The organism is Paenibacillus pasadenensis, assembly GCF_023715725.1.
In the GTDB taxonomy this organism is placed as follows: domain Bacteria; phylum Bacillota; class Bacilli; order Paenibacillales; family Paenibacillaceae; genus Paenibacillus_O; species Paenibacillus_O pasadenensis_A.
The window spans coordinates 127,737-150,244 of the sequence record NZ_JAMBOT010000003.1 but is presented as its reverse complement, the minus strand read 5'-3'; the positions used below and the strand labels follow the sequence as shown (position 1 = coordinate 150,244).

Genomic DNA, 22,508 nt, shown 5'->3' with positions numbered 1-22,508 from the left:
ATCAAAGGAGACAAAGCTTATGCTTGCATTTTTGCAAAAAATCGGGAAATCTCTCATGCTCCCCGTGGCGGCGCTGCCTGCGGCGGCGATTCTGCTCCGGTTCGGCAATATTGATTATGTAAAGGATTTTGGCTGGGGAAGCGCCGGGGAATGGCTTAATACGTATATTGCTCCGTTCCTGGCGGCCGGCGGCTCGGCGATTTTTGACAACCTGCCGATTATTTTTGCGGTCGGCGTAGCAATCGGTATGGCCGGGGACGCTGTTGCAACGTTGGCGGCGGTCATCGCCTACCTCGTGCTGCAAAATGTTTTAAAGGCCGGCCCGGCGGTATTCCCCGGTATTATCGGCAAAGACACCGTGCTTAATATGGGAGTGCTGGGCGGTATCGCGGCGGGTCTGGTCGCATCGTTTATGTACAACCGTTATCACAAAATCAAGCTTCCGGATTGGCTCGGATTTTTCGGCGGCAAACGGTTTGTTCCGATTGTCACCTCGGTGTCGATGATATTTGTCGGCCTGGTGTTTGCTCTAATCTGGGGTCCGGTTCAGGGCTGGCTCGATACGTTTGGCAACTGGGTTGTAAGTCTTGGAGGCGTCGGCGCGTTTATTTACATGGTGGCAAATCGGCTGCTCATTCCGTTTGGCCTGCATCATATCATCAACAGCATCGCCTGGTTCCAGATCGGCACTTTTACCGATGAAGCCGGGAAAGTGGTTACGGGCGATCTGCACCGTTTCTTCGCAGGCGACAAAACGGCGGGCATGTTCATGACCGGTTTTTTCCCGATTATGATGTTCGCGCTGCCTGCAGCGGCGTTTGCGATTATTCATACTGCGCGCCCTGAGCGCCGCAAGGTCGTTTCTTCCATTTTTGTCGGTGCGGCGGTCGCATCGTTCCTGACCGGTATTACGGAACCTCTGGAATTTGCGTTCATGTTTGTCGCTCCGCTGCTGTATGTAGTGCATGCCGTTTTGGCCGGTGTCAGCGGCTGGCTCATGTATGAGCTTGGCGTCAAGCTGGGCTTTGGCTTTTCCGCAGGTTTGCTCGATTATTTGATCAACTTCCAGCTATCCACCAAGCCGCTGCTGCTCATTCCGGTAGGCCTCGCTTTTGCTGCGGTGTATTATGTGCTGTTCCGTTTTATGATCGTCAAGCTGAACCTGAAAACGCCGGGACGTGAAGACGAGGAAGCATCGGAAACGGGCACAAGCGGCAATCCGCAGGATGTTGCGGGCAGCTCAACGCTTGGTTCAAACGATAAGGCTTCCCAGGTGCTTGCCGCGCTTGGCGGACCGGATAATATCGAGAGTGTGGACGCCTGCATTACGCGGCTGCGCCTCGTAGTGAAGGACGATCATGCGGTACGCGATTCCGAGCTGAAAAAACTCGGCGCTTCCGGGGTAATCCGGCTCGGTAAAGGCGCGGTACAGGCGATTTTTGGCACTTCGTCAGAGCAGCTGAAGGATGACATCAAGAAAAAGCTTTAAGCGTTGGAGATAGGCTGACAGTTGCGGAATTCAGCCGTTGTCGAATCGGCGCATGCAGGCGAAGAAGATGAGGGGAGAGAGTACATCATGGAAAAAACATTTACGATTGCGAATCCGACGGGCATTCACGCCCGTCCGGCGCGGAAAATAGTCGAGGCGGCGAAGCCTTTTGCCGGAGACGTGCATCTTGTAAAAGGCGAAACGCGCTCTAGCGCCAAAAGCCTTGTAAAAGTGCTGTCGCTCGGCGCGAAGCAGGGCGACACGGTAACGGTGGCCGCCGAGGGAGAGGGAGCCGAGGCGGTTGTCGATGCAATCGGCGCGGTGCTCAGCTCCGCCGAAGCGGAGTAACGGGCGGCGATGAGAACGATTCAGGGAATCGGAGCCGCCCCGGGTTACGCCATCGGCATCGCGAAGCGTGCCGGGGCGGAGGTGGCCGTAGCCGCGCGAAGCATCGCGGCGGAGGAGGCTGGGCGCGAGGCGGAGCGTTTCGACGCCGCCGTAGCGCAGGCTTCCCGGGAGCTGGAGGCGATCCGGGAGCGGCTTGGCGCCGAGGGGCGTGAGCACGAGGCGGAGATTTTTGAAGCTCACGTCTTCCTGCTGGAAGACGAGGAGCTGGTTGGCGCAGCCCGGGAGCGCATTACGGACCGGCTGCAGGCCGCCGACTCCGCGCTTTGGGAGACGGCGGAGGAGGTGGCGGCGGTTATTGCGGCGCTGGACGATCCGTACTTGCGGGAACGATCCGCCGATGTAATCGATGTTAGCCGCCGCGTTATCCGCATTTTGCAAGGAGCAGGAGCGGGGCAAGCCGCTGCCGGGACGGCTGACGCTAGAAATGATGAACCGGCTCAGTTGGCGGAATCGTCCGCATCTTCAATGACAGGAACAAACAACAGGGGAAGCGTATCCGAAACCGCAATGTCTAGTACAGATAATCGGGCGACCAGGGATGCGGCTAACCCGTCGACCCTCCCGAGAGATGGCCAAGGAAATGAAGCTCCGACAGGAGCGGCCGTAATCTACAAACAAGTGCTGATTGCAGCGGACCTCACACCGTCGGATACGGCTCAGCTTGACCCTGGCCAAGTTGCCGGGTTTGCAACGGCTACCAGCGGACGGACCTCGCATAGCGCCATTATCGCGCGTTCGGTCGGCGTAGCCGCCTCGGTAGGCGCAGGCGAGGCGCTGCTGGAAGTTAACGATGGCGAACTGCTTATTGTCGACGGCTTTAACGGCCTTATTTTAATCAATCCTCCGGAAGAGGAAGTTCAGCGTTACATCAGACTTGAAGCCGACTACCGCCAAAGCCAGGCGGAGAACGAGGCGTTCCGTGGCAAACCATCGTTAAGCGCCGACGGGGTACAGGTAGAGCTTGCAGCCAACATCGGCGCCGCGCAGGATGCCGTCCAGGCGAAAAAACACGACGCCGAGGGGATCGGGCTTTTCCGTACGGAATTCCTGTATATGGGCAGGGACGCATTGCCGGGTGAGGAAGAGCAATACGGGGTATACCGCTCTGTAGCTGAGGCGCTTGGCCCGCAGGCTTCGGTCGTTATCCGCACGATGGATATCGGCGGGGATAAAGAGCTGCCGCTGCTGGAGCTGCCGCGTGAAGACAATCCGTTTCTCGGCTATCGCGCCCTGCGTATCAGCCTGGATCGGCCCGAGCTGTTCAAAACGCAGCTGCGTGCCATCCTGCGCGCCAGCGCTCACGGCAATATCAAAGTTATGTTCCCGATGGTCGCTACGCTCGGCGAATGGCGCCGCGCAAAAACGCTGCTGGATGAAGCACGTGAGGAGCTGCGGGCCGAAGGAAAGCCATTCCGCGAAGCGATGGAAGCCGGGATTATGATTGAAATTCCCGCCGCGGCAATGATGGCGGACCGGTTGGCTCGTGAGGTCGATTTTTTCAGCATTGGCACCAATGATCTCGTGCAATATACGATGGCTGCCGACCGGATGAATCCGAAGCTGGCCTACCTTAGCGATCCGCTGCATCCGCCCGTGCTTCGCCTGATCGACCGCGTGATCAGAGCGGCCCATGCCGAAGGCAAATGGGTTGGCATGTGCGGTGAAATGGCCGGAAATCCCGTGGCGGTGCCGCTGCTGCTTGGGATGGGACTGGACGAGTTCAGCATGAGCTCGTCCGCGATTCTTGGCACGCGAGCGCTTCTCTCGCGCTTGCACCGGAGCGAGCTGGCGGAGCTTGCCTCCGCAGCTCTGGAGCTGGATAGCGCGGACGAGGTGCGCGCGCTAGTTGAAGAGCGCGTGCCGCAGTTAACTGCGCGCCAATAAAGGGATACATCACCGGCAATTCTGCAATCTCCACTCGCACCCGTGCGCCGGAGCTAGCGGCTTGCTTAAACTTAAAAAGCTTCTGACCTGTTTAACGGGTCAGAAGCTTTTTTGTCATGAGCCGACCTTCTCGTCCGGGCTCCTTATTGTCATTTTGTCCTGTCCGCCTCAGCTGCGGCCTTCCGCCGTCTCCCGGATGAGGCGGTGCAGCAGCGGCAGAGGATCGGCGGGGGCGGCCGCCGCCATCCGCTCCTGCAGCTCGGCCCGGTCAATCGTGAGCATGCGCAATTCCTGCTGCAGCGTCACGGTGTTCAGCTGCTCTTCCGGCAGGACACGGGCAAGACCTGCAGCTTCAAAAGAGGCGGCGTTGCGAATTTGGTCGCCGCGGCTTTGCGCCAGCGGAAGAGGCACGAGCAGCATCGGCTTTTGCAGCGCCAGCAGCTCAAAGATCGCATTTGCGCCCGCGCGCGAGAGTACGGTATCGGCCAGCGCCAGCACGTCCGGGAGCTCCTCCGACAAATACTCAAACGAGCAGTAACCAGTGAGGGGAGAATCGGCCAGCTGGCCTAACAAGCCTTTTCCCATTACCGAACGGGTCGTATCATCTGTCTCCTCCGCTAAAGCTGTTACCTCTCCCGCAGTCGCGGAAACATACGCTTTATCCGAAGCCTGCGGAGTTCCAGATTCATCTTCCGAAAAAATCTGAGCCTCTTCGGATTCCCTCAGAGCCATCTCTGCCATATCCGCCGTCTCATCCGCGACTAACGCCGGATCAAGCGCCGCCTGCCCCTTGCCGCGCAAATGAACAACCTGCCAGCGCGTCAGCAGCTCCGGCAGCGCCGCGGCTACAGCTTCATTGAGGCGGCGGGAGCCGAGGCTGCCGCCCATGACGAGCAGCACCGGCCGGCTGCGGTCGAAGCCGCATAACGCGCGTCCGCGCTCGGCGTCTCCCGCCAGCAGCTCCGGTCTGACGAGCGGACCTGCCTGTACAACTCGCGCCTTTTGAATGTGCGCCGCCGTTTCGGGAAAAGTGGTGCATACGGCCGATGCGCATGGAAGCGCAATACGGTTGGCCAATCCGGGAGTGACGTCGGACTCGTGGATAATAGAGGGAACGCCGTTCAGCTTCGCGGCGAGCACGACCGGCACGCTGACAAAACCGCCTTTGGAAAAAACGACGTCAGGCCGAAGCTTGCGCATCAGCGCTACCGCTTGAGCCAGTCCTTTGACGACCCGCAGCACATCGGTCAGATTGCGCTTGTCCCAATAACGCCGCAGCTTGCCCGTGGAAACGGAATGGTAACGTACTCCATCCAGCGGTTCGATCAGACTGCGCTCGATGCCGTCTTTGGAGCCTATATAATGAACGTGCCAGCCGTCCGCCAGCAATCCGGGAATGAGCGCAAGGTTTACACTCACATGTCCTGTGGAGCCTCCGCCGGTAAGGACGATCGTTTTTCCTTCTGCAACCGCAATGTTGTTCCCGCGGCCCATGCCGTTAGTCTCGTTATTCATGCTGTCCTTTCCGGTGGACCGTCGCAGTTGACTGCGCGCTCCTGTTGGTTCATTATTCTTTTCCATATTGAAGGCCTATTGACCCGCCCCGCGTCGCAGAACGCGAACGCCTTCCGGACCGGCGATATACACCTCGTCCGCCATGCCGACAAAAAAGCCTGTCTCCAGCACGCCAAGCAGCGCTTTCAGCTTGCGGTCGAGTGTTCCGGGATCCGTGATAAGCCCAAAATCGCAGTCAAGCACATAGTTTCCGTTGTCAGTTACGACCGGTTGGCCGTTCCGCTCGCGGCAAACGGCTTTGCAGCCCAGCGCTTCAACGCGGCGGGCTGTGGATTTCCAGCCGTAAGCGGCAATTTCAACCGGGACGGTAAAAGCACCAAGCTTTTCCACCGCTTTGGATTCGTCGGCTACGATAACGAGACGTTTCGAGACGGCCGCCACCATTTTCTCCCGAAAATGCGCCGCGCCGCCGCCTTTAATTAAATCCAGGCTGCCGCTCACCTCGTCCGCTCCGTCAATCGTGACGTCCAACGGCTCCAGCTCGGACAGCTCCGCAAGCGGAATGCCGAGCTCCAGCGCCAGCTTCTCCGTTGCGTCCGAAGTCGGAACGCCGGTAATGCTCAGCCCTTCCTCTTTCATCCTGCGTCCCAGCTCCAAAATCGTATAATACACCGTCGAGCCGGTTCCCAAACCGACCTTCATGCCGCTCGTCACAACGCCTGCCGCTTGCACGCCTGCCGCTTCCTTGAAGTTCATGTTTCTGATTCCTCCCGATGTTAAATACGGTTCCATCCGGCCGTCGCCCAAGCCTGAGCGCACGCGGCCTGTCCGTTCTCCTTCGCACATTAGACGGTTACAGAAGCCTTGTCAATGCCGCAGGTTATTTCTCTGTCCGAGACACGGCGGTTGCTCAAGGGAAAAGAAAAATCCACTGAAATTGGTCTTTTAATAGGTTATCAGCCAGGGGCCGTTTTTACCTTAGATTCATAGACTATAAAATGTTAATAGCTTTGTATGGCAAAAGCATCTATTGAAGCGATTTGGAGGGAAGGAGTGAGGAAGCATAGCGGAACTGGGAGTTGGCGTCCGGCCACCTGTGCCGGATGTCGCGTCGACAGGGCCAATAACAACAAGCGTCAAACAGGGCTCGGTCCCCGCTGATCCGTCCTTGATGATTAAGGAAAAAAAGCTCGTAAAGGCGAATATGCCGGTATCTATCCCGGTCCCAGTCTCCTCTACTCGTATGGAAAGTAAGGCGCAGTACGGACAATCATTTGCTTAGGAGGATTGAAATGAAAGAAGACATATTGCATACAAGCGGATCAAAGTACTCTCGTGTAGTGAAGAAGAAACTCCAAAAGAAAAAAAGAAGGAAATGCGGGTGCAAGCCGCCGCTGCTTGGTTCAACGGAAGGCTATAACGTGCTAAACCGAACGAGCAGCACCACCTTTACCCTTTCTTCCGCTACCGGGGATTTGCAAAGCCCGCCACCGGCCGTCGGCACGACTCTCACTCCTGGAAACAGAGAGAATTTTGAGGTCGACTTCGATGAATTCCAAAATAACAGCGCTTCTATTGCATACACCGCAACGGCAGCGGACGGAACGCCAATCCAGCTCTCCTTTAAACTGAACAGCGGCGGAGGAAATAGCGGCATTCAGAATGTCAAATCAACGGGGCCAATAAACGTTAATGTCAATCAGGGGTCAATCTCTTCTGATCCGTCCCTGACAATTACGGATAAGTGAAAACCGAAGCAATTCAAACGACCGAGGCCAACATTGTCCCGTAACCGCCAAGTGGGACCCTAATCACCAGCCCAGAACAGATTCGAGTTTAATTATCTCCGACAGCTAGTGGAGCGGAAAAGAAAGGATTATTGATAGATGAATTATAGTTATGCTAAGACAAAGAAGCCGAATTTATGGCTCGGTGTGAGACTGGTGTTGCTAATTCTGCTTCTTATTGCAATTAAGCTGATCAAGAAAAGAAAAAAATGCGGATGCCCGCCGGTAATCGGGACTACGCAAGGCTTCGAAGTTGAAAATAACACCAAGAGCATCACATTAACCCTCACGACTGCAGGCGGAAGCCTGGAAAATCCGCCTCCTCCTCTTAATACGCCGTTTCCTCCGGGAAACAAGGCCGATTTTGAAGTGACAACTAGAGCGGCACACACTACCCGCGGCTACATTGGATATACCGGAACAGCAGCGGATGGAACCCCCATCACAGTCACGTTTACTCTAGTGAATTACGGAGGAGTGTTCACCGGCGTTGACGATCTTAAATCGACGGGTCCGGTAAATGTCAATGCAACTACTACAACCGACGCTGCTGATTTAGTTACAATAGCGGACTCTTAACCTAACAACGATTTGGCGAGCCCGGTACAGACCCGCGCTTGCTGATCTCCGACAGGTAGCCAACATATGGCTTGCTTTATTTCGTAGCTGTGTTTTGCATTCAGAAGATTTTGTAGACAGGAAGCAAAGCCCTGCGGCTCTGCTTCCTGTTTTTTTGAATTCTTTTCCGTCTTAACCCACAAGCCTGCATGCTGATCTATCAAGTCTGTTATACTGGAATAGCCTGTCTCCCGAGCGTTCTCGCTCGTTGGAGCTGCAATGATTAACATGAACAGGGCGGGTGCCAAGTTGATTTATTTCCAGCAGGCTTATTCCATTTTTTATGTGCTAAATATCGTCCTGGCCATCGCGGTCATCTTTCTGGAGCGGCGCAACATCGCTTCAACCTGGGCATGGCTGATGGTGCTCTACTTTCTGCCCGGCGTCGGCTTTGTGCTCTATCTGCTGCTGGGACAGAACCTGAGCCGGCGTAAAATATACAAATTTAAGCTAAGCCAGCTCAAAAACGCTCGTCAACGCTTAAAAACACAGCAGCGCATCGTCGAAAAAGGGCTGTACACATTTAACGATCCGCTGATGACCTATTATCAGGACATGGTTTACATGAACCTTGTGTCCAGCGACTCTTTATTTACTCAGGATAACGAGGTGGAGGTGTTCACCGACGGCGAGCGCAAGTTCGACGCCCTCATTCGGGATATGGAGGAAGCAACGCATCATATCCATCTGATGTATTACATCATCCGTGCGGACAAGCTCGGACGGCGCGTACTGGAAACGCTTTGCCGCCGGGCGGCCGAAGGCATTGAGGTGCGCCTGATTTATGACGATATCGGGAGCATCCGCCTGAACAAAAAGTATCTGCGCAGGCTAATCAAGGCCGGCGGACAGGTCGGCGCGTTTTTTCCGACCAAAATCTTTTTCATCAATCCGCGCCTGAATTACCGCAATCACCGCAAAATCGTCGTTATCGACGGCAAGGTCGGATATGTGGGCGGGTTTAATATCGGGGACGAATACGTGGGCAAGGTGGAGCGCTTCGGCTTTTGGCGGGACACGCATCTGCGCATTCAGGGAGGGGCGGTTGCCCAGCTGCAGGGCCGGTTCCTGCTTGACTGGAGCCTTGCTTCCTCGCAGCCATTCCTTACCGATAGCAGATACTACCCGCCGCTGGCATCCGGCGGCTCCGTCGGCATGCAGATTGTATCGAGCGGCCCGGACTCCGAATGGCAGCATATTAAGAATGGTTATATCAAAATGATCAATTCCGCCAAAATGTCGGTGATGCTGCAGACGCCGTATTTTGTGCCGGACGACAGTCTGCTGAACGCGCTCAAAATGGCGGCGCTGTCCGGCGTTGACGTAAAGGTAATGCTGCCGAGCAAGCCGGATCATTTTTTCGTCTACTGGGCTTCCCATTCCTACTTCGGCGAGCTGCTGTCGGCAGGCGTGAAATGTTATTTGTACGAGAATGGCTTTCTCCACGCCAAAACGCTTGTTGTCGACGGCAATATCGCCTCCGTTGGCACAGCCAATATCGATATCCGCAGCTTCAAGCTGAATTTTGAAGTGAATGCGTTTATCTATGATTCCGCAACCGCTGCGAGGCTGCAGCGTATTTTTCAGGATGATCTGCTGCAGTGCCGTGAGCTGTCGCTGGAGGATTACGATTCGCGCTCCATATGGAACAAGTTCAAGGAGTCGCTGAGCCGGCTTCTCTCTCCGATTCTTTGAGTATGGTATAATAACGGCATGTTGAAAGGATGATTCCTATGTCAATTGACGTTGCAGTCGTCGGCAAGCTCATCCTGGACCAGGAAGACCGCATTGCCGAGGAAATTACCCGATTGCAGTACGAACGCCAGCCGGAGCTGTCGGCCCGGTTCGGCGAGATCGGCTGGATCAAGACAAAACAGGATACGCTGTACAGCCTCAAATATTTGGCGGAAAGCATTCATTTGGGCAGTCCGCTGTTATTCTCCAGTTATATGACCTGGCTGCGCGTGCTGCTGCAGCAGTACCGGGTTTCAACGGAAGATATTTACGTGAACATTCTCTGCTTTCAGGAAGTTCTAATGGCGGAGCTTGGCTCCGAGTATTACGAGACGGCCGAGCCGCATCTGGAAGCTGCGCTGCGCCAGCTCAGCTCCGACGAGGTGCGGCAGCATTCCCATTTTCAAGACAGCAGTATGGTGGATGAGGTTACCGCTTATACGGAGCTGCTGCTGGAAGGCCGGCGCGCGGAAGCGAGCCAGTTGATTATGGATCTGGTAGATCGCGGCACGCCGCTGCAAACGATTTACCTGGATATTTTTCAGCAATCCCAGTACGAAATCGGACGGTTATGGCAGACGGGCCGGATTACGGTTGCTCAGGAGCATTACTGCAGCGCGGCCACCCAGCTCATCATGTCGCAGCTGTTTCCTTATTTGTTCACTCATTCCCGCAAAGGCCGCAAGCTGGTTTCCGCATGTGTCGGAGGCGAACTGCATGAGATCGGCCTGCGTATGGTAACCGACATTTTTGAGCTGAACGGCTGGGACACTTATTACGTCGGCGCAAACGTCCCTGTCGGGCCGCTTATCGCCATGCTGAAAGAGTATAAGGCGGATGTGCTTGCCATCTCCTGCACGATGACCTATCATGTCGGACTTGTGCGCGACTTAATCGCGGATGTGCGTAAAGACCCGGAATGCGACAACATAAGAATTGTCGTTGGAGGCTTTCCTTTTAATATTGACCGGGAGCTCTGGCGGAGCATCGGAGCAGATGGCTACGGCAGCAATGCCGAGGAATCTGTTAAGGTGGCGACTGAGCTTGTCCGGACTGACGGGCGGTGATGAAGCGTGCAAGGCATGAATCAGGCGCCGCAGCCGGATCAGCGGGTCATTTCGCTGCTGTGCGAGCGTTCCGGGAAGATTGCGGACATTATCCGCGATGATTTTGGACTTACTCCGCATTTAAGCTTTAGCGGCAGCGTTTTTTCGATTATGGACGAAATGAACGCCATCAAATTCCATGACTTTTTGAATCGGCTGGAGCAGGAAAAGGCAGTGTTTAATTGGGAGCTGAACCTTAACCTGGAGGGACGGCCGATTTTGTTTTATTTTAACGGCGGACTGTTTGATAACCGGCTGCTCGTCGTTGGCTCGACCTATCATCCCGGCTATGCTTTTTTCTACGATGAGCTGATGAAGATTAACAACCAGCAGATGGTGACGCTGCGGGAGACGATCAAGAAGCTCTCCAATCAGATTGTGGACAAAATGGAGCAGGAGCTGCGCGGGTTTGACGAGTTCTCCGCGCTCAACAACGAGCTCGTTTCGCTGCAGCGGCAGCTGGCCAAAACAAACATCGAGCTGAAGCTCGCCAAGGAAAGCGCGGAACAAGCGAACCGGTCCAAAAGCGTGTTTCTGGCGACGATGAGCCATGAAATCCGTTCGCCGATGAACGGCATCATCGCAATGAGCGAGCTGCTTGCCCAATCGGATCTGAGCGAGCAGCAGCGGGATTCTGTCGCCATTATTATGGATTCCGGCCAGCTGCTGCTGACGATTATTAACGATATTCTCGATCTGTCGAAAATTGAGGCCGGCGAAATGAAGCTGGATAGAGCTGAATTCGATCTGCGTGCCAGCCTTCAGCATACGCTGGGTCTGCTGCAATCCCGGGCTCAGCTCCAGCGCAATACGCTGCGCTGTTATATCGATCCCCGCGTGCATACCGAGGTGATTGGAGACGGCGGGCGTTTCCGTCAGATTCTGATCAACCTGATCGGGAATGCCGTCAAATTCACTCAGGACGGAGAAGTGGAAGCAAGATTGTTTCTGCTTTCCCGAAGCGGAAGCCGCCAGAAGCTGCGCCTTGAGGTGAAGGATACCGGCGTCGGCATATCGGAGGACAATATAACACAGCTGTTTACGCCGTTTTATCAGGTGGACAGCTCGCTTACTCAGCGTTTCAGCAGCTCGGGGCTTGGTCTTTCCATTACGAAACATCTCGTGGAGCTGATGGGCGGTCAAATTTCCGTAGACAGCAAGCTTGGCGAAGGCTCGGTGTTCTGGATCGAACTGGAACTGGAGCAGCAGCAAGCGGGTCAGGAGCCGGACAAGGCCGGCCGCTCCGCTGTGCGGGGGCGGCTTGAGGCGAAGGATCGCCAATCGGTCATTTTACTGGCCGAAGATAATCCGGTGAACCAGCATGTGACCTCGCTGCAGCTCCGCAACCTGGGCTTCGACACGATTGTAATCGCAGGCAACGGGGCGGAAGCCATTGAGCTGTGGCGCAAGCATGAGCCGGAGCTGATTTTAATGGATAACCAGATGCCGGTAATGGACGGTTTTGAGGCTGCGCGGATGATTCGGGAAGAGGAGAAACGGCAGGAGATGAAACATGTGCCCATCATCGCTCTGACCGCCAATGCGATGACCGAGGATCGCAGCCGCTCGCTCCATTCGGGCATGGACGACTACCTGACCAAGCCAGTCACGCTGGATAAGCTCGCTGCGACGTTGCTGGAATGGCTGCCCGACGCGCAGCGGCAGCGCGACATGCCCAGCGCCAATGGTCGTAACGGGGAAGCGACGGAGCTGGTCTATGTTCCTACGCTGGAAGATATCGCTCCGCGTCCATGGAGCGCGGAAGACCGCGAGATGCTGCTGCGTCTGCTGGAGCTGTTTGAGCAGGACACTCCGCCTAAGCTGAGCCGAATGCGGGAGCTGGCTGCCGGAACGGAGCATGAAGCGATGGAACGACTTGCGCATAACGTCAAGTCGGCGTCGCTCAGCATCGGTTTGGCCGGTGCGGCCCGTCTGGCGCTGGAGCTGGAGCAGAAGGCAAAATACGGAACAGGCGGGTATGAGCCGGAGCTGGAACAGCTGGAGCGTTGCTGCGCTTGTTCGTTCAAGTTATACAGGAGAATCGTGGAAGAAGGCTAATTGCCGATTGCGCCGCCTCTTATTCGGGTAAAAGCATCTTAGATGCAAAACCGAAGAGGAGGCGTTTTTTTATGGCAATTCGTTATGTAGGCGTATATGAGGATGACAGACATGCCATGCGTGCGCTGGAGGAGCTGCAGGAGGAGGGATTCCACCGCGACGATCTGTCCGTGCTGACGAAAGACCGGGACCGGTACGAAGGTGTAATGGACGAGTCCGGCACGATGGCGCCTGAAGGCATAGCCGCCGGTGTCACAACGGGCGGACTTGCGGGAGGAACCGTCGGATTGCTGGCAGGCCTTGGAGCGCTGGCCATTCCTGGAGTCGGGCCGCTGCTTGCGGCAGGTCCCATCCTGGCGGCGCTTGGCGGCGCTGCAGTTGGAGCAAGCGCGCTGGGCATCATGGGCGGCTTGGTCGGCATGGGATTTACCGAAACCGATGCCGAGCGTTACGAGAAAGAAGTGCATGAGGGGCGTATTCTTGTTTTTGTCGAGACCGGCCCGGAGGATGCGCGTGATGTGAAGGCCATTCTCATCCGCTCCGGCGCCGTTCGTACGGATCGGCTTGTAGACGGGGAACGGCGCGCCGACGATATTACAGTCGTCTAGAGAGGAGGAGCGGATATGCCCTGGAGCAAAAACGACTATCCTCCCTCCATGAAAAACATGGACGAGCGGGCGCGCGCCAAAGCGGTGGACATCGCCAATGCGCTGCTGCGCGACGGATATGAGGAAGGCCGTGCCATCGCCATCGCTACATCTCAGGCGGAGAAATGGGCCCAGGAGCATCCTGGAGCGGAAGCGAGCAGCGGCCCGGATTCCAATGAGGAACGGTATGCTCATAACAAAACGGGCGCATCCGGCGGCATTCAGCATGTCGTTCCGCATGCCGGCCAGTGGCAGGTCAAGGACGAAGGCGCTGATGACGGCAAAACCTTTGCCACCAAGGAGAAGGCAGTCGACTACGCCAAACAGGCCGCCTCCGATCGGGGCGGCACGGCAATCATCCATCGTGCGGACGGCACGGTGGAAACATCGCGCAACTACGCTTAACTAGAAAAAGCCCCGCTGTACAGCCGATTTTCGGCTGGAGGCGGGGCTTTGCTGTGCAGATTGAGTTGTCAGTCGGGATGATTCTCTAGGCTTGCAGGTCGACCTTGTCGCCGCTGCTGCTGTATTCGGCTTTGGCTTTCAACATTTCGGTGAATAGAGCTAGCGGAACCGTCAAGCGGCCTTGCTTATCCAGCACAGGCGCGGAGCCCAGGCTGACGGGCGCGGAGTTATTGCTGCTGTAACTATCGCTGTCTATTGTTACCGAGGTCCAGCTGTCTCCTTTTTGCAGTTCCAGCGTGTTTTTCGCAGTGTTCCACTTCAGCTGGTAACCGAGCGCCTCGGCCGGCCCGCGCACGGGAATCATCGCAATGCCTTCTTTACTCTGGGTCACCGTAATTCCGTCAAGAGCCTTGCCGTTTACGGTTACCTTCATGGATGGATCAGGATCGGCCTTCGGCAGGGAGAGCTTGAACTCCGGAATGCCTGTGGCGTAAGGGGCAATTTCGTACGGCTGGAACACAACTTGGACGCTGCCGTTTTGGATATAAAACGGTTGGTTTGCCTTAACGCCGGTAAATCCGTCTTCAAAATATAGCTCCGGCTTGGCCTTGATTTGCTGCCGGATTTCTTTGTCCACAATGGAGGCATAGGAGCTTCCGAAAATCGATTTTAACGTAATGTCGGATGCTTTTTTGCCGTTGGCGATATTGTATGTTTCAATGTTTGAAATGCCGTGAGCGCCGCCTGTATACATGTAGGTATGCAGCTTCAAGGAAATAAAACCGCCCTCGGATAACGAGCTGCCTTTATTCGCGGCAAATTGCAGCTTCAGCTCATGTTTGTGGAAGGGGTAGCCGCCTTTTTTCGATTGGGCAAGATCATCGGCTGCTTGCTTGCGAATGACGTTCAGAGTTTTCAGCGCATTGTTTTCAAGCGTTTGATTCAACTTCTGCTGGTAGCCCGCATCCGTCATTCCGCTTATAACAGGGATATAAAGAACGGCTTTATAAGCATCGCCTGTACGAATAATCGATTTAGTGCTCACCTTTATTGCAGTGCTGCTGACAGACGCAGGTGCGGTTGGAGCTGCAGCCATGGCGTTTTGTGCGGGCACAACGGAGCTGCCGATCAAGGACGCTGCTGCGAGGCTCAGTAAAAGCATGCGCGTAGACGATACGCGGCGGTAATGAGTGTGAATGTTCATCTGAATTCCTCCTCAAGGAAAATTGTTCTATATGAATTAGACTCGGTTAAGCTCGTGAATGTTTCATTTTGGAATATTTTTGTCGAATTGAGGTTTCGTTTGTGATCATATCGTTAAGGGTAAGTAAGAGGGAGTGCTTAAAGAGATCATCATGCAGAGGAGAGAATCGATATGGCAAAAATTGCGTTTTTGCTCGGACCGCAGTTTGAGGACAGCGAGATGCAGGCACCCTATGATGCGATCCGCGCTGAAGGTCACGAGACGGTAGTCATTGGCCTTAAGGCTGGCGAGAAGCTGCAAGGTAAACAAAAGAAAGCTGAATATACCGCTGAGCTTGCGATTGGAGACGCCAAACCGGAGGATTATGCGGCAGTTGTCATTCCCGGCGGTTCGTCGCCGGAGGCGCTGCGCAACGAACCGGACATTCAGCATTTTGTCCAGCGGCTTGACGAGCAGGGCAAAACGATTGCCGCCATCTGCCATGGCCCGCAAATTATAATCAGTGCCGGTCTGGCTAAAGGCCGCACGATGACCTGTTACGCGGCTCTGCGAGACGACCTGGCAAATGCGGGAGCTCATTACGTCGATCAAGAGGTCGTTGTGGACAGAAACTTTGTCACATCGCGCATGCCGCAGGACGAGCCTGCCTTTATACGAGAAACGCTGAAAGGGATCGAGGCGCATTCCGCGCAGTCGGCTCGTTGATTCAGCCCTCAGCGTTTAGGGACAAAGCCCCGCAGCATTTAGCTGCGGGGCTTTGTGTACGGCTTCATTTATCGCTCCGGCGCGAATGGATTTGCGCGAAAGCCCTATTTCCGATACGATGGAAGAAGATGTACAAAAGGCCCCGGTCGGTGAAGCTGTTTCCCGCCTGGCGCGGCCTATTCTCCAAGAGGAGTGCCGATGTACGATGAATTTTTCCATTCAGATTTCACCTTTATGGTCTCTGCTCATTCCGCTGCTAGGCGGATTGGCGATTATTATGGTCCGAGTGCGTTCCACCCGCAAGCCGACAACTCTGCGTAAAATATTGATTCCGCCGCTTGGCATGGCAACGGGCTTTTTGATGTTTGTTGTGCCGGAAACGCATATTCCGGTGAGCTGGGCGCTTGGCGCCTTTGCGGCTGGCGCGTTGTTTTTCTCCATCCCGCTCATCATGACGTCCAAAATGGAGTTTGTCGGCGAGGATGTTTATCTGCGGCGCTCCAAAGCGTTCTTCTTTCTGATTTTGATTTTACTGGCGATTCGGCTGGTGCTGCATGATGTTGTGGAGCAGTATGTAACCGTCATGCAAACGGCGTCGATCTTTTTCCTGCTCGCCTTTGGCATGCTTGTGCCTTGGCGGCTGGCGATGGCGTACAAGTTTCGCCGACTGCATCAGGAGCGCTCCGGCGCAGCGGTGTAAGTTTATTTACATTTAAAAGCGCCTGAAGTTCCACTAGGAACTTCAGGCGCTTTTATTGTTAAGCCGTAAGTTGTTTCGGGAGGGCGGGAGCATTAGTAATTCAATCGGCGTTATGGATGGGGGCTGGCGTTATCCGCATTGTTCCGGGATGGGACGGCTCTCTGCCTCCCATTCGCCGCTGACCTCCGGCGTAACACGTTCGATTTCAAAGCCCATATCCTCCAGCATGTCGTGGTCTTTGCGCCATTCTTGGCCGGAGGTTGTTAAATAATCGCCGAGGAAAATTGAATTCGCCACATACAGAGCGAGCGGCTGCAAGGAGCGGAGCGTAAGCTCGCGGCCGCCGGCGACGCGAATCTCTTTATCCGGGCAGACGAATCGGAGCAGCGCGAGCATGCGCAGCGCCTCCATGGGGCGAACCGGCTTTTTGTCCGCCATTGGAGTTCCCTCGATTGGATGCAGGAAGTTTACCGGGATGGAATCCGCTCCGAGCTCTCTTAGCGCAAACACCATATCAATCCGGTCATCCAGCGATTCCCCCATGCCGATAATGATGCCGGAGCAGGGAGACATGCCGGCTTGTTTAACTCTGTTCAACGTTTGCAGACGGTCGTCGTAGGTATGCGTCGAAACAACCTGGTCATGATAGGAGGAGCTTGTATTCAGGTTGTGATTGTATCTCTTGACGCCGGCATCCTGCAGCAGATTCGCCTGATCGTCGGTCAGCCGGCCGAGGCAGGCGCATACTTTAAGCGGCAGCTCCGCCGTAATTTCGCGGACGACATCTGCGATCCGGGCTGTTTCCCCGCGGCTCGGCCCGCGTCCCGAAGCAACGATGCAGAAGGTGCCTGCGCCTCTGGCATAAGCTTCTCTCGCTCCGGCGAGCAGTGTGTCGCGGTCAAGCAGCGCATATTTGGCGATTGGCGCGTTGGAAACAATGGATTGGGAGCAGTAACCGCAGTCTTCCGGGCATAGTCCGCTTTTGGCGTTCAGCAGCATATTGAGCTTCACCTTGCGCCCAAAATAATGCATGCGGACGCGGAATGCCGCCTGCATCAGCGGTAGCAGCTGAACATCGTCGGATTCCAGCAGCGCCCGGGCCTCTTCCCGGCTTGGTATGATACCGGTCAAAGCTTTATCGGCGAGCTGTTCCCATAACGATTCCGGAGAAATGGCTTTTGCAGCATTGTTCATAAAATAAGAGGGCTCCTTATTACCAAATTTGTTAACCTATTTATAGATTATTTTGGTTAACATATAGTCTGTGTTAGTTTAGCAGGCCTTTCCATAGGCTGTAAAGCTCGAGGAGAGTAGATTTGACATGACAATGGCATCATGCTAACCTGAATAAGCGGATTGATTGTATACAATTTAATTGAACGGAGGCGCATGCCATGACTCCATCCGATTCCCGGAGCGGTCCAAACTCCAATGATTTATCTGCCAAAAGCATTTCGGCCAAAGCTGGCCCAATCGGCGCAGATGCTGACTCGGAGCATCAACTCGGGGAACCGGCCAGCGTTTCGCTGGGACTGGATCAGCAGCTGTGCTTCGCCCTCTATGCTTGCTCCAAGGAAATCACCCGGTTGTACCGGCCGATGCTGCAGGAGCTTCAGGAGGGGCTGACGTATACGCAATACGTCACCTTGCTTGCTTTGTGGGAGCAGGACGGAGAGTCGGTCAAAAGTTTGGGACAGCGTTTATTCCTGGATTCGGGCACCTTAACCCCATTGCTGAAAAAGCTGGAGACATTTGGCTTGGTTCGGCGGGTGCGCGACGGTGCGGACGAGCGTCTGCTGAGGGTTTTTTTGACCGACAAAGGCCGCGCGTTGAAAGAAAAGGCATTTTGCATACCGGATCGTCTAAGTGCAATTTCCGGTCTGCTGCTTCAAGAGGCAGACGAGCTGCGAATCAGGCTTCAGCGACTTAATCAAGTCATTCAACACCACTATGAGGAGGAGATTTAAAATGGCTGCACTGAACAACTATAAGCTGGAGACGCTTAAAGGTGAAGGCGCTCAAGTGGAAGATTATAAAGGCAAGGTTCTGCTGATCGTCAATACGGCCAGCAAATGCGGTCTGACCCCGCAATATGAGGGGCTGCAGGCGCTGTACAACGAGTATAAGGACCAAGGTCTGGAAATTCTCGGCTTCCCGAGCAATCAATTTGCCGGACAAGAGCCCGGCTCCAGCGATGAAATTGAAGGGTTCTGCCAATTGAACTATGGCGTAACCTTCCCGCTCTTCGCCAAAACCGACGTTAACGGTGAAAACGCGCATCCGCTGTTCCAGCAGCTGACCTCGGAAGCGCCGTTCCAGGGCTTTGATTCCTCGCCAAGCGGCCAGCGTTTTGCAGGCATGTTCAGCCCGGAGCAGCTGCAGAGCAACGATGTGAAATGGAACTTCACGAAATTCCTCGTCGGCCGCAACGGAGAAATCGTCGCTCGCTTCGAGCCAAACGTGCTTCCGCAGGATATCACGGGAGAAATTGAAAAGCAGCTCTAGCTTGCTCTCTAGCCCCCTTATATTAGGGGGCTATTTTGTGTACAATAGTAGGATACAATTTATAGAGAGGTTGGGTGGTCGCATGGAGACGAAGAATCCTCCGGTTTCTAATTTCATTCGCGCAATTGTCGTCGACGACGTGGAGAGCGGCCGCACGCAGCAAGTCGCTACGCGTTTTCCCCCGGAGCCGAACGGTTACTTGCATATTGGCCATGCCAAATCCATCTGCCTGAACTTCGAGCTAGCCGACGAGTTCCGCGGACGCACCAATCTGAGGTTTGACGATACAAACCCGGTTAAGGAAGATACGGAATATGTGGAGTCCATTCAAGAGGATGTCCGCTGGCTTGGCTTCGATTGGGAGGAGCTGCGCTTTGCGTCGGACTACTTCGAGGAATTTTATGAAAGAGCGGTTCTGCTCATCCGCAAAGGTCTGGCTTACGTAGACGATTCCACGCCGGAAGAAATGCGCGAGCTGCGCGGAACGCTCACCAAGCCGGGCGTCAACAGCCCTTACCGCGATCGCAGCGTCGAGGAGAATCTGGACCTGTTTGCGCGTATGCGTGCTGGCGAATTCCCGAATGGCGCAAGAGTGCTGCGCGCCAAAATCGACATGAGCTCGCCGAACATTACGCTGCGCGACCCGGCTCTGTACCGGATTTCCCACGCCCATCATCATCGCACTGGCGACGCTTGGTGCATCTATCCGATGTATGATTTTGCGCATCCGCTGAGCGACGCCATCGAGGGTATTACACACTCCATCTGTACGCTGGAGTTCGAGGATCATCGTCCGTTGTACGACTGGACAATTGAGCATTGCGAGATGGAAGCCCGCCCGCGCCAGTACGAATTTGGTCGGCTGAACCTCACCAATACGGTCATGAGCAAGCGCAAGCTGAAACAGCTGGTAGACGAGGGAGCCGTAGACGGCTGGGACGATCCGCGTATGCCGACAATCAGCGCGCTGCGCCGCAAAGGCTTTACGCCGGAAGCGATTCGCACCTTCTGCCGCGAAATCGGCGTAGCCAAGTCGAACAGCATCGTAGACGAGCAAATGCTGGAGCATTTTATCCGCGAGGATCTGAAGCTGAAGACATTGCGCACGATGGCTGTTGTCCGTCCGCTCAAGGTGGTCATTACCAACTACCCGGAAGGACAAGTGGAGTGGCTGGAAGCGGAGAACAACAACGAAAACGAAGAGATGGGCACGCGGCAAATTCCTTTCTCCCGCGAGATTTATATCGAGCAGGATGATTTTATGGAAAATCCGCCGGCCAAATATTTCCGACTGTTCCCCGGCAACGAGGTGCGTCTCAAACATGCATACTTCATTAAATGTGAGGAAGTCGTCAAGGACGAGGCTGGGGAAGTGATTGAGCTTCGCTGCACGTATGACGTGGAGACGAAGAGCGGCAGCGGATTTACTGGCCGAAAGGTGAAGGGAACGCTGCACTGGGTCGAGGCATCACATGCCGTTAAGGCTGAATTCCGCCACTTCGAGCCGCTCATTACGAGCGAGGCAGAAGAGAGCGGCAAGCCGTTCATGGAATGTATCAATCCGGAATCGCTGCAAATTTTGGAAGGTTTTGTTGAGCCAGGGATGAAAGAAGCTGCGGCTAACGACAAATTCCAATTTTTCCGGCATGGTTATTACAGCGTCGATCCGAAGCTGACTGGAGCAGAACGTCCGGTATTTAACCGTGTCGTTTCGCTGAAAAGCTCGTTTAACCCGGTCAAGGGGTAATACGGGTTATGTATTAATTATAGGGAGCCTGTTTCTTCAAACTTGAAGAGGCAGGTTCTTTTTATGGAAAAACAGAAAAGCGACCCCGAAGGGCCGCTTTACACTGGAATATAAGAAGGATTAGTTCGTAAGACCAGCGTTAGGCAGGTAGCGAGCGATCAGCGTTGCTGCTTCAGCACGGGTAGCGTTGGCGTTTCCTGCGATCAGAGTCGAGGATTGTCCAAGCACCAGACCGGCTTTAACAGCGGCTGCTACTTCAGCTTTTGCCCATCCGAGGTTAGCGGTGTCCTTGAATCCAGCCAGTGCTGCTGTTGCTTCCGCATCAGTCAGCTTGATGGATTTGCCGGCAAACTCCGTCGCGCGAACGACGATAGCTGCTACCTCTTTACGCGTGATTGGCGCGTTCGGGTTGAAGTTGCCTTTGCCATCTCCAAGCACCAGGCCGATCTCAGCAGCAGCAGCTACTGTACCAGCATACCATTTGGAAGACAGAACGTCGTTGAACTTGTAGGTCGAGGACGTTACAGGCTGAACTCCGAGCGAACGGATAACCAGCGCCGCGAATTCTGCACGAGTGATGTTGCGGTTAGGCGAGAACATGTTCTTGCCAGTGCCTTCAACGATCAGTTTCTCGGACAGAGTCGCGATATGATCTTTGGACCACAGTGGAAGCGCATCGCTGAACTTCACTGCTTTACCTTGGATCACCGTGTAGATGGAAGTACCGTCACGTTTCAGCGTAGCAATTGTCTTGTTGTTCTCCGTTGCGAACGTGCTAGGCACGAAGCTCAGCTCTTTCGCAGTCGGATTGTACACGACACCTGTAGCATTTTCCGTAACAGCAGAAGTCAGAGGCACCGTACGGGATACGAATTGCCCAAACTTCTCAACCGCAACTTCTTTGCCACCACCGACAGCTACGACACGGAAGTCGTAAGCATCAGCCAGTTGGGTAGCACCGATAGCGCTGATAGCATCGGATACTGCTTTCGCAGCATCGCCCGTCAGCTTCTTCATTTCAACACGGATCACCAGATCTTTAAGCTCAACCCCGAGGGATTTAGCCAAGTCAGCCAGTTTCAGTGCGGAAAGCGGAAGCGTGATGGATACGCCAGCCTCATTGTAGATGGTCAGCGTTTTGCCGTTCAGCAGCGCATCAGCAGGCAGATAAACCGTGTCCGTAGCAGTTTTGATACGGGCGTTTTCATTTGCCTTCAGAGCTGCGATCAACAGGTCGCGGTTAACTTTGCCGTCTGCACCGACGATTTCACCACCAGGAGTTCCAGGGAACCATGGTCCCCAGCCACCGCCAGGCGTGTAGCCATCCGTCACTTCCTTGTACACTACACCGCCAACCGCGGAGGAATCCAGGTAGGACAAAGTGTAGTAAGTCGAGTAAGCAACAGATTTCGGTTCGATTTTGTAAATGTATTGTCCTTTTGCTTCGTCGTATGTATCGAACGTAGCGTAGACATGTTCTGCTGCCGTAGAGTTAGCACCGTATACGTTAATCGCAATACGGTTTTGTTTCTGACCGTATACGCTGTAAGAAGCGTAAGTAGCAGAGTCTACGTAGATCGAACCCGTAACAGAACCGTTGTTAACAGTAGCTGTTTTGAATCCGGAAGCCGCAAAAGCAAGAATTGGAGACAATGCAGATACAACCATCATGAAGACGAGCAAAGCCGCAGTCTTTTTGGTTACAAGCTTTTTCATTTTTTCTTTTCACCTCCTTTCAAGTGAATATATGTAAGTGGAAGGAACAAGAGTCCCCTGAATTTATAGTGTTCTCAGACTATTCTCCCAGGAAATCGAGGACAGTTGTTATTATAATCAACTTCTCTTTGGAAGAAAAGAGTTTTTGTGGAAAAATCAAGAATTATTAGGTTTTCAATAAAGCTTTGTCAATCAGTGTCGATTTTAAGGCGCTACTTCCTTCTTAAACAGCCGCACTTAAAACGAAACAGCCTGGCAAAGAATTTAGTAGTGAACATAA

General features: G+C 54.5%; 20 protein-coding genes. 15 read left to right on the top strand and 5 right to left on the bottom strand.

The annotated features are described in order from the left end of the window. Positions 1-19: 19 nt before the first annotated feature. From nagE to ptsP, 3 genes are all read left to right on the top strand, one after another. Positions 20-1,489 (top strand): N-acetylglucosamine-specific PTS transporter subunit IIBC, encoded by a 1,470-nt coding sequence (nagE, locus tag M3223_RS09880; RefSeq protein ID WP_251561135.1) that lies wholly within the window; start codon positions 20-22, stop codon positions 1,487-1,489. Between the two features lie 87 nt (positions 1,490-1,576). After that, on the top strand, positions 1,577-1,837 hold the full coding sequence (locus M3223_RS09875; RefSeq protein WP_251561134.1) for an HPr family phosphocarrier protein: 261 nt from the start codon (positions 1,577-1,579) through the stop codon (positions 1,835-1,837). A gap of 9 nt (positions 1,838-1,846) precedes the next feature. Next, complete coding sequence (gene ptsP / locus M3223_RS09870) at positions 1,847-3,781, top strand: phosphoenolpyruvate--protein phosphotransferase (protein WP_251561133.1); 1,935 nt, start codon at positions 1,847-1,849, stop codon at positions 3,779-3,781. Between the two features lie 168 nt (positions 3,782-3,949). On the opposite strand, the gene M3223_RS24250 is transcribed toward ptsP, so the two are convergent. Beyond that, complete coding sequence (locus tag M3223_RS24250) at positions 3,950-5,275, bottom strand: glycosyltransferase (RefSeq protein WP_285891228.1); 1,326 nt, start codon at positions 5,273-5,275, stop codon at positions 3,950-3,952. Between the two features lie 96 nt (positions 5,276-5,371). Then, positions 5,372-6,052, bottom strand: a complete 681-nt coding sequence (rpiA, locus tag M3223_RS09855) for a ribose 5-phosphate isomerase A (RefSeq protein ID WP_251561132.1) — start codon at positions 6,050-6,052, stop codon at positions 5,372-5,374. 536 nt (positions 6,053-6,588) lie between these two features. On the opposite strand from rpiA, the gene M3223_RS09850 reads away from it, so the two are divergent. From M3223_RS09850 to M3223_RS09820, 7 genes are all read left to right on the top strand, one after another. After that, on the top strand, positions 6,589-7,044 hold the full coding sequence (locus M3223_RS09850) for a hypothetical protein (RefSeq protein ID WP_251561131.1): 456 nt from the start codon (positions 6,589-6,591) through the stop codon (positions 7,042-7,044). A gap of 138 nt (positions 7,045-7,182) precedes the next feature. Beyond that, the gene (locus tag M3223_RS09845; protein WP_251561130.1) at positions 7,183-7,662 is read left to right on the top strand and encodes a hypothetical protein; all 480 of its coding nucleotides are present in this window, start codon (positions 7,183-7,185) and stop codon (positions 7,660-7,662) included. 267 nt (positions 7,663-7,929) lie between these two features. Continuing rightward, complete coding sequence (gene cls / locus M3223_RS09840; protein WP_251561129.1) at positions 7,930-9,396, top strand: cardiolipin synthase; 1,467 nt, start codon at positions 7,930-7,932, stop codon at positions 9,394-9,396. Positions 9,397-9,434: 38 nt separating this feature from the next. Then, on the top strand, positions 9,435-10,502 hold the full coding sequence (locus tag M3223_RS09835) for a cobalamin B12-binding domain-containing protein (RefSeq protein ID WP_251561128.1): 1,068 nt from the start codon (positions 9,435-9,437) through the stop codon (positions 10,500-10,502). Positions 10,503-10,517: 15 nt separating this feature from the next. Further along, positions 10,518-12,599, top strand: a complete 2,082-nt coding sequence (locus M3223_RS09830; protein ID WP_251561413.1) for an ATP-binding protein — start codon at positions 10,518-10,520, stop codon at positions 12,597-12,599. 71 nt (positions 12,600-12,670) lie between these two features. Continuing rightward, a complete protein-coding gene (locus M3223_RS09825) occupies positions 12,671-13,207 on the top strand; it encodes a general stress protein (protein WP_251561127.1) in 537 nt (178 codons plus the stop codon). 15 nt (positions 13,208-13,222) lie between these two features. After that, complete coding sequence (locus tag M3223_RS09820; RefSeq protein ID WP_251561126.1) at positions 13,223-13,651, top strand: DUF2188 domain-containing protein; 429 nt, start codon at positions 13,223-13,225, stop codon at positions 13,649-13,651. Between the two features lie 85 nt (positions 13,652-13,736). On the opposite strand, the gene M3223_RS09815 is transcribed toward M3223_RS09820, so the two are convergent. Next, positions 13,737-14,855 carry a stalk domain-containing protein gene (locus M3223_RS09815; RefSeq protein WP_251561125.1) on the bottom strand — a complete coding sequence of 373 codons (1,119 nt, stop codon included), beginning with the start codon at positions 14,853-14,855 and terminating at the stop codon, positions 13,737-13,739. A gap of 171 nt (positions 14,856-15,026) precedes the next feature. Here M3223_RS09815 and M3223_RS09810 point away from each other — a divergent pair, with 171 nt between their 5' ends. Both M3223_RS09810 and M3223_RS09805 read left to right on the top strand, forming a co-directional pair. Beyond that, on the top strand, positions 15,027-15,560 hold the full coding sequence (locus M3223_RS09810) for a type 1 glutamine amidotransferase domain-containing protein (protein ID WP_251561124.1): 534 nt from the start codon (positions 15,027-15,029) through the stop codon (positions 15,558-15,560). A 205-nt stretch (positions 15,561-15,765) separates the two neighbouring features. Beyond that, entirely contained in the window at positions 15,766-16,260 is a 495-nt protein-coding gene (locus M3223_RS09805; RefSeq protein WP_251561123.1) for a CcdC family protein, read from the top strand. A gap of 129 nt (positions 16,261-16,389) precedes the next feature. Here the strand turns inward: M3223_RS09805 and bioB are convergent, their stop codons facing one another. Then, positions 16,390-17,454: a biotin synthase BioB gene (bioB, locus tag M3223_RS09800; RefSeq protein WP_251561122.1), complete on the bottom strand. Its 1,065-nt coding sequence runs from the start codon at positions 17,452-17,454 to the stop codon at positions 16,390-16,392. Positions 17,455-17,654: 200 nt separating this feature from the next. Here bioB and M3223_RS09795 point away from each other — a divergent pair, with 200 nt between their 5' ends. The 3 genes from M3223_RS09795 (at position 17,655) to M3223_RS09785 (ending at position 20,512) form a co-directional block, all read left to right on the top strand. After that, the gene (locus M3223_RS09795; RefSeq protein WP_251561121.1) at positions 17,655-18,227 is read left to right on the top strand and encodes a MarR family winged helix-turn-helix transcriptional regulator; all 573 of its coding nucleotides are present in this window, start codon (positions 17,655-17,657) and stop codon (positions 18,225-18,227) included. A gap of 1 nt (position 18,228) precedes the next feature. Then, entirely contained in the window at positions 18,229-18,765 is a 537-nt protein-coding gene (locus tag M3223_RS09790; protein ID WP_251561120.1) for a glutathione peroxidase, read from the top strand. A gap of 82 nt (positions 18,766-18,847) precedes the next feature. Further along, positions 18,848-20,512, top strand: coding sequence for a glutamine--tRNA ligase/YqeY domain fusion protein (locus M3223_RS09785; protein WP_251561119.1), 1,665 nt, complete (start codon positions 18,848-18,850; stop codon positions 20,510-20,512). A gap of 120 nt (positions 20,513-20,632) precedes the next feature. On the opposite strand, the gene M3223_RS09780 is transcribed toward M3223_RS09785, so the two are convergent. Continuing rightward, entirely contained in the window at positions 20,633-22,228 is a 1,596-nt protein-coding gene (locus tag M3223_RS09780) for an S-layer homology domain-containing protein (RefSeq protein WP_251561118.1), read from the bottom strand. Between the last annotated feature and the right edge of the window lie 280 nt (positions 22,229-22,508).

Bases quoted from the DNA above. Each gene is read 5' to 3' on its own strand.
- nagE (WP_251561135.1), top strand. From the start codon at position 20: ATGCTTGCATTTTTGCAAAAAATCGGGAAATCTCTCATGCTCCCCGTG.
- M3223_RS09875 (WP_251561134.1), top strand. From the start codon at position 1,577: ATGGAAAAAACATTTACGATTGCGAATCCGACGGGCATTCACGCCCGT.
- ptsP (WP_251561133.1), top strand. From the start codon at position 1,847: ATGAGAACGATTCAGGGAATCGGAGCCGCCCCGGGTTACGCCATCGGC.
- M3223_RS24250 (WP_285891228.1), bottom strand. From the start codon at position 5,275: ATGGGCCGCGGGAACAACATTGCGGTTGCAGAAGGAAAAACGATCGTC.
- rpiA (WP_251561132.1), bottom strand. From the start codon at position 6,052: ATGAACTTCAAGGAAGCGGCAGGCGTGCAAGCGGCAGGCGTTGTGACG.
- M3223_RS09850 (WP_251561131.1), top strand. From the start codon at position 6,589: ATGAAAGAAGACATATTGCATACAAGCGGATCAAAGTACTCTCGTGTA.
- M3223_RS09845 (WP_251561130.1), top strand. From the start codon at position 7,183: ATGAATTATAGTTATGCTAAGACAAAGAAGCCGAATTTATGGCTCGGT.
- cls (WP_251561129.1), top strand. From the start codon at position 7,930: ATGAACAGGGCGGGTGCCAAGTTGATTTATTTCCAGCAGGCTTATTCC.
- M3223_RS09835 (WP_251561128.1), top strand. From the start codon at position 9,435: ATGTCAATTGACGTTGCAGTCGTCGGCAAGCTCATCCTGGACCAGGAA.
- M3223_RS09830 (WP_251561413.1), top strand. From the start codon at position 10,518: ATGAATCAGGCGCCGCAGCCGGATCAGCGGGTCATTTCGCTGCTGTGC.
- M3223_RS09825 (WP_251561127.1), top strand. From the start codon at position 12,671: ATGGCAATTCGTTATGTAGGCGTATATGAGGATGACAGACATGCCATG.
- M3223_RS09820 (WP_251561126.1), top strand. From the start codon at position 13,223: ATGCCCTGGAGCAAAAACGACTATCCTCCCTCCATGAAAAACATGGAC.
- M3223_RS09815 (WP_251561125.1), bottom strand. From the start codon at position 14,855: ATGAACATTCACACTCATTACCGCCGCGTATCGTCTACGCGCATGCTT.
- M3223_RS09810 (WP_251561124.1), top strand. From the start codon at position 15,027: ATGGCAAAAATTGCGTTTTTGCTCGGACCGCAGTTTGAGGACAGCGAG.
- M3223_RS09805 (WP_251561123.1), top strand. From the start codon at position 15,766: ATGAATTTTTCCATTCAGATTTCACCTTTATGGTCTCTGCTCATTCCG.
- bioB (WP_251561122.1), bottom strand. From the start codon at position 17,454: ATGAACAATGCTGCAAAAGCCATTTCTCCGGAATCGTTATGGGAACAG.
- M3223_RS09795 (WP_251561121.1), top strand. From the start codon at position 17,655: ATGACTCCATCCGATTCCCGGAGCGGTCCAAACTCCAATGATTTATCT.
- M3223_RS09790 (WP_251561120.1), top strand. From the start codon at position 18,229: ATGGCTGCACTGAACAACTATAAGCTGGAGACGCTTAAAGGTGAAGGC.
- M3223_RS09785 (WP_251561119.1), top strand. From the start codon at position 18,848: ATGGAGACGAAGAATCCTCCGGTTTCTAATTTCATTCGCGCAATTGTC.
- M3223_RS09780 (WP_251561118.1), bottom strand. From the start codon at position 22,228: ATGAAAAAGCTTGTAACCAAAAAGACTGCGGCTTTGCTCGTCTTCATG.